Genomic DNA, 15,863 nt, shown 5'->3' on the forward strand with positions numbered 1-15,863 from the left:
CCTCCACCACCCAGTTCCTGCTCAAGAACACCCACGCCAAAGGCAACGCCGACCTGACGTTCACCGGCTTCACCGCCGGCATGATCCCCCTGCACGGCGACTGGGACGACGTGTAGGAGCTTCCGGCCCGCACCGCCGGGGCCAGGGCGCCTGACCGTTCGGCGGGGGGACGGCCCCGCCGCACGGCCGAACACATTGGACGGTTTTCCCATGACGGCTGACGATGCCGTTCGGGAGGATGCCGCACATGTTGGTGACCCGGCTCGTCCTCGCCGCCGCGCTCCTGTTGTCCGCCGCCGCCTGTGGAGGGTCGCCACCGGATCCGCTCGAAGGCAAGTGGCGCTCGCAGCAGGGCTCGATCGCCGAGTTCGTGCGCACCGGCGACGGCACCTACACCGGCGAGATCCTGGAGAGCCGGGAGCTGAACTGCCTGCCGGCGGAGATCGAGCTCGCGGCCGTTCCCGGCGGCGGCTACTCGGGCACCGAGAACTTCTACCTCTCCAGCGGAGGCGTGTGCGGGGCGAAGATCGGCCGGGGAACGATCGTCCTCACCCCGGCCGGTGGCGAGGACACGTTCACGATCGCCTACACCCCACCGGGCGGGCCGGCGGCGATGGGTTGCGTCAACTGCGAGACCGACACGATCACCCGCATCGCCGAGGATGACGGATTCCCCTGGCTGTGGGTCCTCCTGGCCGTCGCGGTGGCGCTGGTACTGCTGCTGGTGCTGCTGCGCCGGCGGCCCGCCGCCGATCGGGCCCTGCTGCGGGAGGTCTCGCAACAGGCCGTCGCCGAGGTCGACCCCGCCCAGTCGCCCTACTTCCCACTGATCGCCGACGCCTACCTGGCCGACCCTCGTCTCGCGCTGCGCGGCCCGCGCCGGCCCGACCAGGTCGGTTCCGGGATCGGCGGTGACGATCCACTGATCATCGCGGCGGCGATCTACGTGGCCAGCGTGGTCCTCGAACACCTGATCGGCGGGGTGACCGACGGGGTGGCCGCCCGGATCCGCGGACTCTTCCGCCGGCGCCGGCGGCCCGCCGTCGAGCCGCTCACGCCCGAGCAGGCCGCGCACCTGCGACAGGTCGCCGCGGCCAAGGGGCGCGAGGCCGGGCTGCCCGACACGACGGCCGGACTGCTCGCCGACGCTGTGGTGGGCGCGTTCGCCGTACCCCGCTCGGATCCTCCGGCAGTCGAGCCGCCGCCGGACAACGAACCGTGACCACCGCGCCGGCCGCCCACCGGGTCCGGTCGGTCCTCGGCGGGGCGACCGCGCTGCCGTCGGAGACATCGGTGCGGTTCGCTGTGCTGGTGATGATGGTTCTGGCCACCACCAGCATCATCGGCTCCCGGCTGTGGCTGGACGGGCTCGCCGCGGACAGCCCCTACCAGGGCTGCGCCGCCGGGCTCGCCCGGCTCGGCGCGGCACCGACGGCGAACGGCCGGCCGTCCCTCATCTTCGGCTCGTACGCGATGTGCCTGCGTCCCGAAGCCGCCGTCGCCGTTCGGTACGCCCTCGGCGCCTGCGTGGTGCTCGTGGTCGCCGCGGCCGCCGTCTACCTGCTGATGCCGCACTGGCGGATCCGGACGCGGCGGCTGCGGCGGGTGAGCACGCACGCCCCGGCCGACCTCGTCGCACATCTGGACGGCCTGGTGCAGGCGGCCGGGCTGACCCGCACGCCGGTCTTCTGGGGCGGACCGGGACGGGGCGCGGACGGTGTCGCGTTCGGCACCCGTCGCCGCTGTCATGTGCAGATCGACGCGGGGCTGCTGGTCCGTTACACCGATCCGGGGCGGCGGGCCGAGTTCGACGCCGTGATGCTGCACGAGCTGGCCCACGTCCGCAACGGGGACGTCGGGCACACGTATCTGACGATCGCGGTCTGGCGGGCGTTCGTCGTGACGATCCTGGTGCCGTATCTGCTGCTCAGGATCGGCGATGCCGCCGCGGTGGTGCCCGTGCTCGCGCTGGCCGCCGTCATGTACATCGCCTACTACGGCATCCTGCGGATCCGTGAGCTGAACGCCGACGCGACGGCCGCCACCGTCGTGGAGCCCGCAGTGCTGCGCCGGGTCGTCGCGGGCAGCCGGCCCCGGATCCTGCCCACCCACCCGTCGGTGCGCCGGCGCCTCGACGCGCTGGACGACCCGGGCCGGCTTCCGCAGGCCGGCCCGCTGGTGCTCGCCGGGGCCGGGCTTTCGGTCGCGCTGCTCCAGGCCAATGCGGACGGGCTCGGGGTCCTGCTGCTGCTCGCCGCCACCAGTGATCTGCGCACGATGCTGCTGCTCTATCCGTGGACGTCGCTGCTGACGCACCTGACCACCGCGCTGCTGATCTCGTTCCTGGCCGCGGTCGTCTCCTGGCGTGCGGTGCTGCGTGACCGGCTGCTCCCGGGCGGGTCGCGGTGGGCCGGGCCGGCGGCGCTCGCCGCGGGGCTGACCGTGGGCGTCCTGGCCGGGGAGCCGCTGTCGTTCTTCCAGAGCGGGGCACGTGTCAGTGGCCTCTTCGACGACGCCGGGGCGACCGGGCCGGCCCGTCTCGCGGCGATCGGCGGGCTGGTGGTGCTGCTGTGGCTGGTGTTCGCCTGGCACCGTGGCATGGCCGAGACATGGCTGCCGGTGCTCCGTGGCGGTCTGCGGCCCGCGTTGTGCACGGCCGCGGTCGCCGGTGGCCTGGCGTGGTATCCGGGGTTCACGTCGTGGGCCGGGTTCCACGACAGCGCGACCGCCGTCCTGGCCGTCGACTGGCGCGACTACTTCCCCGCATGGCAGGGGTCGTGGCATCCGCCGGGTGAGGCGCTGCTGTCCACCGGATACCTGCCGCTGTTCTTCCCGGCCACCATCCCGGGTGTCGCGTTGCTGCTGGCCGTGCCGTCCGTCGTGTTCGTCCGGGCGGCGCTGCGACAGCCGGGCACCCGGTCCCGGGCCGGCCGCTCCGCCGCCGGAGGCGTGGTCGCCGCCGTCGTGTGTCTCGCGGTCCTGATCGTCCTGGCCGACCTCGTTCACACCCGGGGCGGTCCGGCCGTGAAGGAGAACATCAACGGGGCCGGTGGATTTCTGCTGCTGGCCACCGGTGGGCTGACCGCGGTCTTCGCGGCCGTCGCCGGAACCGCCGGAGCTCTCGTCGCCGGTGCGGGACGGCTGCGCGTGCCCTGCGCGCTGCTGGCCGCGACCGTGGCGACGGCGGTGATGGTCGTGCTGTCGCCGGTCCCTTTCACACTCGCCGTGTGCGGTGTCGACAACGCCGGCCTGTGCCTGCCCGGCGTCTCGATGGCGGCCGGGCTGACCACACTGCTCGGCTCGGTGCCGGGCCTGGCCCTGACCGGCGTGGCCGCGGCGCTGGTCACAGCAGTCCTGACCGGCCGGTCGGCGGCTCTGCCCCACCCACCGGCCGGGACTGTGACCCACCGGCCGAGCCGGGCCGTCGTCGCCGGATGGACGGCTGCGGTGGTGCTGCTGGGCGTGCCGGTCGCCCTCGGCAGCTGGTATGGCTACCACCTCTTCACCGGCTGACGAGCAATCGTTCGGGGCGGCGCCGTCAGAGGTGCGGGCCCCGGGACGGTGGTCCCGGGGCCCGCTGACTTCGACTCGTCCGTTATCGGCGGCCCGCGTGCAGCTGGGACACCTGCTCGGCGCTCAGCTCGGTGCCGTACAGGCGGAGGTCGTCGATCAGGCCGTCGAACCGGGGGTCGCCCCAGCTCGTACCGCCGAGGAGGTTTGCGGTGGTGGTGCCGCCGACACCGACGTCACCGATGTTGATCGGGAAGTCGGTGCGGACGGCCTGCTGGACTCCGTTGAAGTAGATCTTGCCGGTGGAGCCGTTCATCGTGAAGACCACGTGTGTCCACGCGTTGAGCGGCAGGTCCCGGCCCGCACCGAGCAGCAGACGTTCCTGCGCCGCCACCCCGGGTGCCTTGAAGGTGGCGCCGAAACCGGTGGTTCCGCCGTTCGTCGCGGACTGGAGCAGGAAGAACGTGTCCGTGCTGCTGCCGATCTGCAACAGCGGGACCCAGTTCGGCAGGGCGTCCGGGCGGGCCCAGAACGACACCGTGAACTGCTCGTCCAGGCCGGCCTCGATGTTGTCGGGCAACCGGACCTGGTTGCCCGTGGACGCGGCTCCGCCGGGCAGCGACACCGCGCTGCCGGACCGGCCCGCGGCCCACGACGTGGTGCCTTGCAGGGTGGCCGCGCCGATGGACGCCTTCGCGCCCGAGTTCGCCGCGGAGGTGCCGGTGTTCTCGTCGAACAGGTAGCGGACCGGGACGCCCTCGTTGTACAGGGCGGCCACATCGGCGCCGCTCAACGTTGAGGTGTACAGGCGTACGTCGTCCATCAGGCCGTCGAACGCCGCGTCGGGGTAACCGTTGCGGCCCAGCCAGTTGTCGGCCGTCGGGCCGATCTGGGCCATCCCGATCGTCAGGTCGGAGCGGGTCGCGATCGCCTCGCCGTTGAGGTAGAGCGTCCCGGCCGGACCCTGCCGGGTGAAGGCCACGTGGTTCCACTGGCCGGCGGTCACGTCCCGGGCCGGGGTGGCGTAGACCCGCTCCTCCGGGCCGGTCTTGGCCTTGAAGGTGGCGGCGAGCCCGGTGCTGCCGCTCGCCTGGGTCTGCATTTGGATCTGGAAGTAGCTTCCGGCGGAGCCGAGCCCGTCACCGATGTTGAGCAGGGCGGTCCAGTTGGCCTTGGTGTCGGGCCGTACCCAGAAGCCGGTGGAGAAGTTCGCCGCGTTCTGGAGCAGGTTGTCGGGCAGGTCGACGGCGTTGGCGGTGCTGCCGCCGGGCAGGTTGACCGCCTTGCCGACGACACCGCCGGCGTTCCAGCCGGTGGTGCCGGTCAGGGTGGCGGCGCCCGGACCACCGGCGGTTCCGGTGTTGGCGGCCGACGTGCCGGAGCCCTCCTCGAACTCGTACCGGGTCAGGGAGGTGGGTGGCGGTGGTGGTGCGTCGTCACCCACGACGACCAGGTCGTCGATCATCAGCCCGCCGGCGGTGCCTCGCAGGGTCAGCGTCGCGGTGCTCGACGCGGCCGTGAAGGTGCCGGAGTACGTGGCGTAGTTCGCCGTCGACGGCTGGCCGGTGGTCGCGGTGAGGGTCGCGCTCAGGTTAGCGACCGTCAGAGTTCCCGTCGCGGCGGCGGTCCCGCTCACCCGGCTGTCCCGTGCGTAGCGCAGCGAGACCCGGTAGGTGGTGCCGGGGGTGAGGGAACTGAGCGTGCGCTGGATGTTGCCCGCGGCGCCCAGGCTGAGCTGGTAGCCGGTGAGCCCCAGACCGCCCTGGCCGGAGACGGTGCCGCGGACCAGCTGGACCTGGCTGGTGACCGTCCACGGCGACATCCGGGAGTTGCCGGCGGCGACGTCGACGGTGGCCGGCGGGTTGGCGGTGCGCCACTCCGACGGCAGGCGCGGGTATTCGAACTGGTCGACGACCCGTGGGTTGAGCTGGGTCATCTTGACCGCCGGGTCGATCTTGACGATCTTCGCGACCGACGGGGTGCCGGACGTGTCCCAGACGAACAGCATGTAGGAACCGGGCGGCGCGTACGTGCCGTTGGCCGGCGCGTTGATGTTCACCGTGCCACCGGACTGGGTGAACGTCAGGTCCTGGAAGTTCTGGTCGTTGTTGAAGCCGTGCGTCACCGAGCCGTTGCGCACCAGGGTGACCCGGGAGACGGTACCGGTCGCGGTGATCGCGAAGCCGCCGTTGTAGCCGATCTTCGCGGGTGCGGTGTTGATGACCGGGCGCGGGGCGAGCTGGTCGCCGTTGAACAGGTAGGACGGTGAGTAGTACTCGACGTCGGTGTAGCTGCGCGGGCCGGGGGTGCCGCCACCGCCCATCATCACGCGGCCGTCGGGCAGGAGCAGCGCCGCGGAGTGGTAGAGCCGGGCGTGCTCGTACGGGACGGCGACCTCGCTCCAGTTGCCGGTGTCCGGATCCCAGATCTCGGCGTTGGTCACGTATCCGCCGTTGCCGTTGTTCTCCCGGCCGCCGCCGGTGACGAGCACGTCGCCGTCGGGCAGGACGGTCGAGGTGGCCCAGTGGCGCTGGTACTTCATCGGCTTGGTGGCGGTGATGACCGGGCTGGCCGTGCCGCCGGTGATGTCGACGGTGAAGCCGGCGCGGGCGCCGTCGGGGCCGCCGCCGTTGGCCCACCAGCCGCCGCCGACCTGCAGGATCTTGCCGGGGCGGTACATGGTGGCGGTGGAGGTGGCGCCGACCGGGTTGCCGTTGCCGCCCTGGTTGGCGATGGCGCTGGGCAGTGTGCCGCGCAGGGTGATCTGCCCGGTGCCGTTGTTGCCGGCCGGGTTGAGCTCGTACATCTGGGTGCCGGTGATGTTGAACAGGTTGCCGCTGCCGGGGGCGACGAACGCCCGCGGGTACCACCAGCGGTTCTCGTCGGCGCCGGGGTGGTCGGTACCGCCGTCGCCGTACGCGGCCGGGCTGCGGGCCCCGTCGAGGGTCTTCCAGCCGGAGCCGGACTGCGGGGTGTAGATCTCCGGGGTGAGCACGCCGGGTCCGCCCGGTCCGCCGCGGAGGCTGCCGCCCTGCACGACGATGTCGCCGTTGGGCATCGTGGTGCCGGTCGGGTACCAGCGGGGGTAGTTCATCGGCGCCTTGTTCTGCAGCCCGTTGTTGGTGGTGTAGCCGGTGACGCCGATGGCCGCGTCGTTGGGGCTGTTACCGCCGAGGCCGTCGTCGCCGCCGATGGTCATGGTGGAGTGGTCGTGCGGGTTCTGCACCTGCATGGCGCAGAACAGATCGGTGTAGGTGGTGTTCGGGAGGATGCCGGCCCGCAGGTTGGCGAGGGTGCGGGGGCTGGCCGGGTCCCAGATGTCGACCTCCATCTGGCCGCCCTGGGTGACCGAGGAGTTGCCGGTCCAGTCGTAGGGGGTGGTGTCGTCACCCCAGCCGCCGACGCTGCCGAACGACTGCACCTTGCCGTCGGAGGTCAGTGACATGTTGATCGGCACGAGCGGCCACGGCGTGACACCGCTCCAGGCGCCGGCCTGGTCCTTGACCGGCGGGGAGCAGTCGGCGGCGAGCAGCCCGGCCGCGTACGCCAGGCCGTTCTTCATCTGGGCCCGCATGTAGGACTCGGCGTAGGCGGTGCCCTCGTGTCCCATCGACGTGTACCAGGACCGGCCGGAGTCGATCTTCTGGCACCAGGTGACCGGGTGCAGGGTGCCCTGGCGGCCGCCGCCGTAGGACGCCTCGTCGGCGGCGATCAGGGTCCGCACGTTGGGCGCCGGGTTGACGACCCAGTCGTACCACTCGTCGCTGCGCGAGATGGTGGTGGGCACACCCTGGGTGAGCGGGTGGCCGTTGTCCCGGACGTTGACGGTGCCCGGCCGGACACCGGGGTCCTCGGGGTGGCCTTCGGAGACGGCACCGACGAGCCGGGCGTAGAACGGGTTGACGTCGTGCTCGCTCTCGCCGACCGACCAGCCGGTGTAGTGCAGGCCCATGAAACCGCCACCCCCGCGGATGTACGCCTCCAGAGCCGACCGTTGAGCGGCGTTGAACAGCACGCCGCCGGTCTGTGCGAAGACGACGGCGTCGCGGGCGGCGAGGTTCGAGGTGTTGAAGACGGCGGGGTCGTCGGTCTCCTGGATCTCGACCGGCTGGTTGTACTGGGTGCCGAGCTGGGTGGCCAGGTCACGCACGGCCTGGCGGGCCTGCACGTTCGAGGCGTGGAAGTTGGGCTTGTAGAAGAGCAGGACGTTGAGCCGGCCGTCGTCGACGGCCGCGGCGGCCTGGACCGGCGACACCGACCCGGCGACCAGGATCAGGGCGGTGACGGTGGCGACAAGGGAGCGGAAAGATCTTCGGGGCACTTTCATGCGAGGTCCCTCGGAATTCGGCTGACGTGGCAGTGAGGACGGTCACTGTCACTGGAGGGCCTGAAACTATGTCGTCCGCGTTACACCGTCAAGAACCTTGTCCTCATACATGGACTGAGTTTTTCCTGTGTCCTCATATGTGAACGCGGTACAGATAAGAGCAGGCCTGGCGGAGAGATCCGCCAGGCCTGCCCGATGATCAGCGGCGCACGCGGGCGCTGCCACCACCGGCGAGCGCCCACACCTCCTCGCGGGTCGCCATCGAGGTGTCGCCCGGCGTGGTCATCGCGAGCGCGCCGTGCGCGGCCCCGAGTTCCAGACAGGACTGCAACGCCTCACCCTCGAGCAGCCCGTAGATCAGCCCGGAGGCGAACCCGTCGCCGCCACCGACCCGGTCGAAGACGCCCAGACGGTCACGCGCCACCGACGACAGCACACCCGTCTCCGGTGACCAGGCGATCGCCTGCCAGTCGTTGTCGCTGGCGGTGTGCACCGTCCGCAGGGTCGTCGCCACCACCTTGAGCCACGGCATCTTGCCCGCCACCGTGCCGACCATCTCGGCGAAACTGTCGATCGGCAGCGCCGACAGCCGCTCGTCGACGTGCGCGACGTCGAACCCGAGGGCGGCCGTGAAGTCCTCCTCGTTGCCGATCATCACGTCGACGTGCCGGGCCAGCCCGGTGTTGACCGCCCTGGCCACCTCGGTGCCACCGATACCGGCCCACAGGCTCGGCCGGTAGTTGAGGTCGAAGGACACCACCGTGCCGTGCCGCTGTGCGGCGGCCATCGCCTCCTCGGCCACCGCGGCCGCGCTCTCCGACAGGGCCGCGAAGATCCCGCCGGTATGCAGCCAGCGGACCCCGCGACGGCCGAACAGGTCATCCCAGTCGATCGTGCCCGGCCGCAGTCCGGCGATCGCCGTGTGCGCCCGGTCGGAGACCCCGACCGCGCCGCGCACCCCGAAACCACGCTCGGTGAAGTTCAGCCCGTTGCGGACCGTACGGCCGATGCCGTCGTACTTCTCCCAGCGGATCAGCGAGGTGTCCACGCCACCCTGCATGATCAGGTTCTCGACCAGGCGGCCGATCTCGTTGTCGGCCAGCGCGGTCGCCACCGAGGCCCGCAGCCCGAACACCTTGCGCATGCCACGGGCGACGTTGTACTCGCCGCCGCCCTCCCACACCTCGAACCGGCGGGCGGCACGGACCCGGCCCTCGCCGGGGTCGAGCCGCAACATCACCTCACCGAGCGCGACGATGTCGAACTCGCACTCGGCCGCGGGACGTATCTCGATCACGATGTCACTCCTGGTAGTGCGCATCTCGCGGTGACCTCGTCCCACTTGCCGGCGGCCAGCAGGTCGGGCGCCACCATCCAGCTGCCGCCGACCGCGGCGACCGCCGGGTGGGCGAGGTAGGTGGGGGCGCTCTGTGCGGTCACTCCCCCGGTCGGGACGAACCGGACCTGCGGGAACGCCGCGGACAGCGCCTTCACGGTGGCCAGCCCGCCGCTGGCCTCGGCCGGGAAGAACTTGACAGTGTCCAGGCCGAGGTCCAGCGCCGCCATGATCTCGGTGGCGGTACTGGCGCCGGGGATCACCGCCAGGCCGAGCGCCTGGCAACGGCGGACGACGGCGGCGCTCAGACCGGGTGAGACCACGAACTTCGCGCCCGATTCGTACGCGACGTCGACCTGCGTGGCGGTCAGGACGGTGCCGGCGCCCACCACCAGGTCACCCCGGGCGGCCAGACGACGGAGGACGGCCGCCGCCTCTCGCGTACGGAAGGTGACCTCGGCGATCGGCAGGCCGCCGGCCACCAGCGCGTCGCCGAGACCGTCGGCCGACCCGGGATCGTCCAGCACCACGACCGGCACCAGCCGGTGCCCGCCGAGAACGTCGACGGCGCTCATCGCAGCTCGGCGATGACGGTCTTGAGCTCGGTGTAGTCGTCCAGGCCGAACGAACCGAGCTCCCGGCCCCAGCCGGACTGCTTGAACCCGCCCCGGGGCAGGGTGACGTCGTCGGCGTGCCAGGTGTTGAGCCACACCGTGCCGGCGCGCAGCTTGGCGCCGACCCGGTGCGCGGTGCCGATGTTCGTCGACCAGACGCCGGCGGCCAGGCCGTACACCGTGTTGTTGGCCGCCGCGACGACCTCGTCCTCGGTGTCGAACGGGATCGCCGTGACCACCGGGCCGAAGATCTCGTCGGTCTGCACCGCCATCTGCTCGGTCACGCCGGTGATCAGCGTCGGCGACACGAAGAAGCCGCGGTCACCGACGGCGTCGGCGCTGCCCGCGGTCAGCACGGCGCCGTCACGCACCGCCCCGCGGATGTAGCCCAGCACCTTCTCGTGCTGCTCCTGGGAGACCAGCGGGCCCATCTGGGTGGCCGGGTCGAAACCGTCGCCGACGGTGATCGCCCGCGCGGCCGCCGCCACCCCCTCGACGACCTGGTCGAACACGCCACGCTGGACGTAGAGGCGGGAGCCGTTGACGCAGCACTGGCCCTCGTTGAAGTAGCCGCCCAGCACCGCGCCGGCGACGGCGGCGTCCAGGTCGGCGTCGTTGAAGATGATGTTCGGGGCCTTGCCGCCGAGCTCCAGGGAGACCTTCTTCAGGTTGCCCGACGCGGCGGCGGCGATCTTCTTGCCGACCTCGGTGCTGCCGGTGAAGGCGACCTTGTCGACGCCGTGGTGGTCGACCAGCGCCGCGCCGGTGTCGCCGAAACCGGGCAGGATGTTCACCACACCGGCGGGCAGGCCGGCTTCGAGCAGCAGCTCGCCGAGGCGCAGCGCGGTCAGCGGGGTCTGCTCGGCCGGCTTGAGGATGACGGTGTTGCCCGCGGTGATCGCCGGGACGATCTTGAAGCAGGCCATCAGCAGCGGGAAGTTCCACGGCACGATGCCGGCCACCACACCGACCGGCTCGCGGCGGGTGTAGGCGTGGAACTCGCGGCCCGGCACCGACATCGGGATCGTCGTGCCTTCCATCTTGGTGGCCCAGCCCGCGAAGTAGCGGAACAGCTCGGCGGAGATCGCGACGTCACCCTCCCGGGCCGCCGACACGCGCTTGCCGTTGTCCAGGGCCTCCAGCTGGGCGAACTCGTCGGCGTGGGCGTCGATCAGGTCGCCGATGCGCCACAGCAGGTGCGAACGGTCCCGCGGCGTCATCCGCGACCAGGGCGAACCGGCCTCGAAGGCCGTACGGGCAGCCGTCACGGCACGGTCCACGTCGACCGAGGACGCGTGTGCCACCTGGACGAGCGTCTCCTCGGTCGACGGGTTGACGGTGGCGAAGGTCCGGCCGTCCTTCGCGTCCACCCAGTCACCGTCGATGAGCAGCCCCTTGGGCGAGGACAGGAACGAACGGACGGCGGGCAGGAGAGCGGAGTTCTCGTGGGGCATGATGGCCTTCCGTGGTCGGAACAACTACTTGATTGTCGAAACCTTCGACCCGTCGAGGGTCAGTGCGACGGCGACGACGATGATCGCGCCGTAGAGGATCTGTTCGTAGGCGGACGGCACCCCGACGATCGGCAGGCCGACCCGCAGCAGCGTCACGACCAGCGCGCCGGCCAGGCTGCGCCACACACTGCCGTGACCTCCGGTGATCGCGGTGCCGCCGACGACGATCGCCGCGACCGCCGGCAGCAGCAGGTTGTCGGCCATCGTCGGCCCGCCGCTGAACTGGCGCGACACCAGCATGACCGCGGCGAAACCGGCACAGGCGCCGGACAGGCAGAACACGCCGATCTTGACCAGGTCGACCGGGGTGCCGGCCAGCCGTGCCGCCGACTCGGTGTAGCCGGTGGCCGACACCCAGCTCTGCAGCGGCGTCACCTTGAGCACCAGCGCGATCAGGGCGACCAGCAGGATCGCCACCGCCGCCGACGTCGGCAGGAATCCGCCGATGTAGAGGTCGAGCCAGCTGACCGTGGAGTCGTCGACGACCCGCACGGTGCCGGCGCCGGAGACCACCAGGGCGATCGCCGACAGGATGCTCATCCCGCCCAGGGTGACGATGAACGACGGTATCCGCAGCAGGACGTGCGCCGCCCCCTGCACCGCGCCGATCGCCGCCGCGATCAGGATCACCGCCGGCGTGGCCGGGCCACCGAGGTCCGGCAGCCACAGGGCCAGCAGGACCGTGGACAGCGAGGCCAGCGCCGCGATCGAGAGATCGATACCGCCGCAGAGCACGACCAGGGTCGCCCCCGCCGCGAGCACGATCAGTGGCGCCGCGGTCCGCAGGGCCGCCGTCAGGCTCCGCTGGGTCAGGAAGTCCGGGTCGACAGCGGTCAGTGCGGCCATCAAGGTGACCAGGGCGATCAGTGGCATGAAGCCGGTGAACCGCCCGGCTCGCAGAGAGACTGTGGCCGGCCGGGTGGCCGCGGGGGTGCTCACACCATCACCTTCACCAGGTCCAGGGGGCTCGGTTTGCCGCCGTTAGGGCAGGCGACCTCGGTGGCGACCCGGCCGTCGGTCATCACCAGGATCCGGTCGGCCATGCCGATCGCCTCCTCCAGGCTGTCGGCCAGCAGCACGGTGGCGACGCCGGTGCCGGCCAGTTCACGCATCAGCCGGTACACCTCGGAGCGGGCGCCGATGTCCAGGCCGCGGGTCGGGTGGTCGAGCAGCAGCAGGCGGATGTCGCCGCCGACCAGCCAGCGGGCCAGCACCACCTTCTGCTGGTTGCCGCCGGACAGGCGCCCGATGGCGGTGTCGCGGGTGGGCGTACGGATGGAGAGTCTCTTGATCCATCCGTCGACCAGGCCGGCCTGTTTGCGGGGCGCCACGAAGGGTCCGGTGCAGCGGGCCTGCTGTTTGCTCAGGGTCATGTTGTCGGCCACCGACATCGGGCCGACCATGCCCTCGATCTTGCGTTCGGCCGGGACGTAGCCGATCCCGGCGGCGCAGGCGGCGCGGGTGCTGGACAGGTCGACCTTCCTGCCGTCCATCCGGATCTCGCCGGCGGTGGTCGGCTCGGCGCCGAACAGCGCGCGGCAGACGTCCTCGCGCCCGGACCCGTGCACGCCGACGATGGCCACGATCTCACCGGACGCGACGTCCAGGTCGATGTCGTGAAACGTGCTGCCGGACAGCCCGCGGATCGACAGCCGGGGCTGCTCGGCGGTGACCGGCACGGCGGCGTTCTCGTGATAGTGGTCGTCGGAACCGGTCGAGCCGATCATCATCCGGTGCAGCTCGCCCGGGACGGCGCCGGCCGTGGCGACCTCACCGACCGACTGGCCGCCGCGCAGCACGGCGACCCGGTCGCACACGTCGAGCACCTCGTCGAGGCGGTGCGAGACGAAGACGACCGACGCGAACTCGCGCAGCCGCCGGATCTGCGCGAACAGCGTCTCGATCTCCTTGGACTCCAGCACCGACGTCGGCTCGTCCAGGATGATCACCGGCGGGTGCTGGCTGCGTTCCTCGATGCGCAGCACCTTCGCGATCTCGACCATCTGCCGGTCGGCGAAGGACAGCGAATCGGTACGGGCCAGCGGGTCGATGTGCGAGCCGATCTTGTCGAGTTGCTCCTGGGCCAGCCGGCGCATCGCGTCCCAGCGGTAGATGCCGCGCCGGACCGCCGGGCCCTCGCTGCCGAGGACGATGTTCTCCGCGGCGGTCAGGTTGGGCACCAGCGACTGCTCCTGGAAGACCATCCCGATGCCGTGGTTCGCCGCCTCCACGACGCTGCGCAGCCGGACCGCCTCGCCGCGGACGTAGATCTCCCCGGCATCCGGGGTGACCAGCCCGACGAGTGCCTTGAGCAGCGTCGACTTGCCCGCGCCGTTCTCGCCGGCCAGGCCGAGGACCTCGTGCTGGTGGACCACCAGGTCGACGCCGTCGAGCGCCTTCACCCCCGGATAGTGCTTGACGAGGCCACGGACCTCCAGTGCCGGGACGCTCATTTGACCACCTGGTTCCTTCGTCGCTGCGGGATGACCGCGGCAGCCACCGCGGCCACGACGATCAGGCCCTCGACACCGCCCTGCCAGTAGGGGCTGACGCCGACCTGCACCAGGCCGTTGGTGAGCACCATGACGAGCAGGACACCGACGGCGGAGTGCAGGACACCGCCGCGGCCGCCGGTGAGCAGGGTGCCGCCGACCACGGCGGCGGTGATCGCCGAGAAGTCGTAACCGTCACCGGCCTGCACGAGACCGGCGCCCAGCTGGCTGGTCACCATCACCCCACCCAGCCCGTAGAAGGCACCGGCAAGGGCGAAGACCCCGATCTTGTACGGCTTGACGCGCACCCCGGAGAGGGTGAGGACCTCTTCGGCACCGCCGATCGCGTAGGCGTACCGCCCGAGCCGGGTGTAACGCTGGACCAGCCAGCCGATCAGGATGCACGCGACGGCGATCCACGTCAGGTAGGAGAAGCCCAGCAGCCGTTCGATCGCCCAGCTCTCCAGCATGGTGTCGGTGATGTTGGGCTGCACGCCGGCGAACATCAGCGTCGCGACGCCGAGCCCGATCGCCGACACCCCCAGCGTGGCCATGAACGACGGCACCTTCAGCAGGACCAGGGCCAGGCCGCTCAGGCAGCCGAACGCGCAGCCCAGCAGGACGGCGATCAGGATGCCCAGCAGACCGAAGTCGTTGTCGTTGCGGTTGTTGGCGACCAGCAGTGACACGGTCAGGGCCGAGGCGCCCATCACCCCGGCCGCCGACAGGTCGATCGACCCCATCATCAGCACGAACGTGATGCCGCAGGTGACGACGGCGAGCACCGCTGCCGCGTCCACGATGTTCCGGACGTTGTCGGCGCTGCGGAACTGCGGGCTCAGGGCCGCGAAGATCAGGAAGATGACGATCAGCGCGAGCGGTGGGCCGGCGTCCCGGAGCGACGCGCCTCGCCGAGAAGGACGGCGAGGCGCTACGGCGACCTCGGTGGCGACGGTCATGTCAGGGGGCCGGCCACGCGGTTGAAGACGTTGCCGCACTCGAAGTCGGCCGGGTTCGCCTTGGGCTGTGCGAACTCGGCGGCGTTGTCCTTGGTGACGAGGAACTGCCGGGCGAAGAACGCGCGGTTGCCGGCGGCGATGTCGGCCACCTTCAGCTTGCCGGTGGCGACGCAGTAGCCGATGGCCAGGCCGATGCCGCCCTGCCAGGTGCCGTCGCTGGAGACGGTGGCGGTCATGTCACCCTTCTGGACGGCGCTGACCGCGTCCGGGACCGCGTCGATACCGACGACCGCGACCTTGCCGGACCTGCCCGCCTGCTGGAGGGCCTCCAGCGCGCCGAGCGCCATGTCGTCGTTGGCGGCCCAGATGCCCTTGACGTTGTCGCCGTGCTTGGTGAGCAGCGTCTTGGTGACGGTGAGCGCCTCGGCCCGGGAGAAGTTGGCGGCCTGCTGGTCGAGCAGCTTGACGCCGGGGTTCTTGGCCAGCGACGCCTCCAGGCCGGCGAACCGGTCCTTGGCGGCCGCGGTGTCCAGGACACCCTGCAGCGCGATGATGCCACCGTTGCCGCCGATCGCGGTGGAGAGCGCGTCACCGATCTGCTGGCCGGACTCGATGCCGTTGTAGGTGATGTGGCTCAGCCAGGTCTTGTGGTCGGCCGGTTTCAGGTCGGCCGGCTTGTTCCACTGGGTGACCAGGTAGGCACCGGCCTGGTCGGCGCCCTTGACGATCGGCGCGGTGTCCGAGTCGCCGTTCGGGAGCACGTTCATCACCAGGCACTTGGTGTTGCCGGCGAGGATCTGGCTGATCTGCTCCTGCTGCTTGGTGGAGTCGCCGTCGTAGGTGAGCCGCTCCTGCTTGAGGCCGACCGACTGGGCGAAGACGTCGCCGCCGGCCAGCCAGGACGCCTCGTACGGGTTGGACTCGTTACGGACCTGGCCGACCAGGCGGACCTCGGACGACTCGCAGCTCTCCGAGCCGGCCGCGGCGGTGCCCCCGCCGGACTCCTCGCTGCAGCCGGTGAGGACGGCGGCCAGGAGGCTGAGGCTGACTATCGCGGCAGGACGAGGGGTGATTCTCATGGTTTCTCTTTTCGCCGAACGGAGGGAACGGA

Annotated in this window: 10 protein-coding genes; 2 read left to right on the forward strand and 8 right to left on the reverse strand. The window is 71.1% G+C overall.

Features of this window, described 5'->3' with window-relative positions; genetic code table 11:
- The first annotated feature begins 247 nt into the window (after positions 1–247).
- Both ACFO0C_RS33640 and ACFO0C_RS33645 read left to right on the forward strand, forming a co-directional pair.
- The gene (locus ACFO0C_RS33640) at positions 248–1,222 is read left to right on the forward strand and encodes a hypothetical protein (RefSeq protein WP_378070791.1); all 975 of its coding nucleotides are present in this window, start codon (positions 248–250) and stop codon (positions 1,220–1,222) included.
- Positions 1,219–3,513, forward strand: a complete 2,295-nt coding sequence (locus ACFO0C_RS33645; RefSeq protein ID WP_378070792.1) for a M48 family metalloprotease — start codon at positions 1,219–1,221, stop codon at positions 3,511–3,513. The genes ACFO0C_RS33640 and ACFO0C_RS33645 overlap by 4 nt, the downstream gene beginning before the upstream one ends.
- Positions 3,514–3,595: 82 nt before the next feature.
- On the opposite strand, the gene ACFO0C_RS33650 is transcribed toward ACFO0C_RS33645, so the two are convergent.
- The 8 genes from ACFO0C_RS33650 to ACFO0C_RS33685 all read right to left on the reverse strand — a co-directional run bounded on the left by ACFO0C_RS33650 (position 3,596) and on the right by ACFO0C_RS33685 (position 15,831).
- Positions 3,596–7,837 (reverse strand): LamG-like jellyroll fold domain-containing protein, encoded by a 4,242-nt coding sequence (locus tag ACFO0C_RS33650; RefSeq protein WP_378070793.1) that lies wholly within the window; start codon positions 7,835–7,837, stop codon positions 3,596–3,598.
- Between the two features lie 199 nt (positions 7,838–8,036).
- Entirely contained in the window at positions 8,037–9,134 is a 1,098-nt protein-coding gene (locus tag ACFO0C_RS33655; RefSeq protein WP_378070794.1) for a sugar kinase, read from the reverse strand.
- Positions 9,131–9,748 carry a bifunctional 4-hydroxy-2-oxoglutarate aldolase/2-dehydro-3-deoxy-phosphogluconate aldolase gene (eda, locus tag ACFO0C_RS33660; protein ID WP_378070795.1) on the reverse strand — a complete coding sequence of 206 codons (618 nt, stop codon included), beginning with the start codon at positions 9,746–9,748 and terminating at the stop codon, positions 9,131–9,133. Before eda ends, ACFO0C_RS33655 begins: the two co-directional genes overlap by 4 nt.
- Complete coding sequence (locus ACFO0C_RS33665; protein ID WP_378070796.1) at positions 9,745–11,241, reverse strand: aldehyde dehydrogenase family protein; 1,497 nt, start codon at positions 11,239–11,241, stop codon at positions 9,745–9,747. Before ACFO0C_RS33665 ends, eda begins: the two co-directional genes overlap by 4 nt.
- Before the next feature lie 24 nt (positions 11,242–11,265).
- Complete coding sequence (locus ACFO0C_RS33670; RefSeq protein ID WP_378070797.1) at positions 11,266–12,240, reverse strand: ABC transporter permease; 975 nt, start codon at positions 12,238–12,240, stop codon at positions 11,266–11,268.
- On the reverse strand, positions 12,237–13,754 hold the full coding sequence (locus ACFO0C_RS33675) for a sugar ABC transporter ATP-binding protein (RefSeq protein ID WP_378070798.1): 1,518 nt from the start codon (positions 13,752–13,754) through the stop codon (positions 12,237–12,239). The genes ACFO0C_RS33670 and ACFO0C_RS33675 overlap by 4 nt, the downstream gene beginning before the upstream one ends.
- Entirely contained in the window at positions 13,751–14,752 is a 1,002-nt protein-coding gene (locus ACFO0C_RS33680) for an ABC transporter permease (protein WP_378070799.1), read from the reverse strand. Before ACFO0C_RS33680 ends, ACFO0C_RS33675 begins: the two co-directional genes overlap by 4 nt.
- Positions 14,749–15,831, reverse strand: a complete 1,083-nt coding sequence (locus ACFO0C_RS33685; RefSeq protein ID WP_378070800.1) for a sugar ABC transporter substrate-binding protein — start codon at positions 15,829–15,831, stop codon at positions 14,749–14,751. The genes ACFO0C_RS33680 and ACFO0C_RS33685 overlap by 4 nt, the downstream gene beginning before the upstream one ends.
- Between the last annotated feature and the right edge of the window lie 32 nt (positions 15,832–15,863).

The organism is Actinoplanes subglobosus (assembly GCF_042650585.1).
Lineage (GTDB): Bacteria > Actinomycetota > Actinomycetes > Mycobacteriales > Micromonosporaceae > Actinoplanes > Actinoplanes subglobosus.

Excerpts from the sequence above, each read along its gene's own strand:
- ACFO0C_RS33680 (WP_378070799.1), bottom strand. The coding sequence starts at position 14,752 with ATGACCGTCGCCACCGAGGTCGCCGTAGCGCCTCGCCGTCCTTCTCGG.
- ACFO0C_RS33675 (WP_378070798.1), bottom strand. The coding sequence starts at position 13,754 with ATGAGCGTCCCGGCACTGGAGGTCCGTGGCCTCGTCAAGCACTATCCG.
- eda (WP_378070795.1), bottom strand. The coding sequence starts at position 9,748 with ATGAGCGCCGTCGACGTTCTCGGCGGGCACCGGCTGGTGCCGGTCGTG.
- ACFO0C_RS33685 (WP_378070800.1), bottom strand. The coding sequence starts at position 15,831 with ATGAGAATCACCCCTCGTCCTGCCGCGATAGTCAGCCTCAGCCTCCTG.
- ACFO0C_RS33665 (WP_378070796.1), bottom strand. The coding sequence starts at position 11,241 with ATGCCCCACGAGAACTCCGCTCTCCTGCCCGCCGTCCGTTCGTTCCTG.
- ACFO0C_RS33650 (WP_378070793.1), bottom strand. The coding sequence starts at position 7,837 with ATGAAAGTGCCCCGAAGATCTTTCCGCTCCCTTGTCGCCACCGTCACC.
- ACFO0C_RS33640 (WP_378070791.1), top strand. The coding sequence starts at position 248 with ATGTTGGTGACCCGGCTCGTCCTCGCCGCCGCGCTCCTGTTGTCCGCC.